Here is a 527-nt window from a genome sequence, read left to right as displayed (position 1 = left end):
GTCGAAGCAATCGTTTATGGTCAAACGCGACTTGCCTATGCCTTGCTGGATAAGGCCCCGGTCCGGCAGAAAGTGGAGAGCAACGCTGATTATGCTTGGCTGCTGCTTCAATCGGCAGCCAAATGTGATGGCGCGCTCGTTTTCCATCTGATGACAAATTTTCCGGACGCGATGGAACGCGCCGTGGCATCGGAAAGGGAATATCGCGATGACGATGGCAAATTAATTTCCCTTGCCCGGGAGGAACTGCAGCGCCTGGTTCATGAAGTCATGGAAAGAAGCGCTTCCAGGACGCACATCGCGCCGGCACAGGCAGGAAGAGGCGAGTCCGATGCATGACCATTGTGCGCATCCTCCTCTTGCCTGGCAGCCCCGACCAGACCGCTTAACCGGCCAGCTTCTTCTTCAGCAGTTCGGTCAATTGCGCTGGATTGGCCTTGCCCTTGCTGGCCTTCATCGCCTGGCCGATCAGCGCGTTGAACGCCTTTTCCTTGCCGGCGCGGAATTCCGCCACCGATTTCTCGTTC

2 protein-coding genes are annotated in these 527 nt (G+C 57.1%); one reads left to right on the top strand and one right to left on the bottom strand.

The window, feature by feature from the left end:
- Nucleotides 1–339 (top strand): hypothetical protein (locus JK635_RS28590; RefSeq protein WP_202654803.1); only part of this gene is annotated, 339 nt, incomplete at its 5' end.
- Nucleotides 340–385: 46 nt separating this feature from the next.
- On the opposite strand, the gene JK635_RS28585 is transcribed toward JK635_RS28590, so the two are convergent.
- Complete coding sequence (locus JK635_RS28585) at nt 386–514, bottom strand: hypothetical protein (RefSeq protein WP_498043875.1); 129 nt, start codon at nt 512–514, stop codon at nt 386–388.
- Nucleotides 515–527: the final 13 nt, after the last annotated feature.

The sequence above is a fragment of the Neobacillus paridis genome (assembly GCF_016765675.1).
Lineage (GTDB): Bacteria > Bacillota > Bacilli > Bacillales > Cytobacillaceae > Neobacillus > Neobacillus paridis.
The sequence above is the reverse complement of the archived record's forward strand: the minus strand, read 5'-3'. Positions and strand labels throughout refer to the sequence as shown.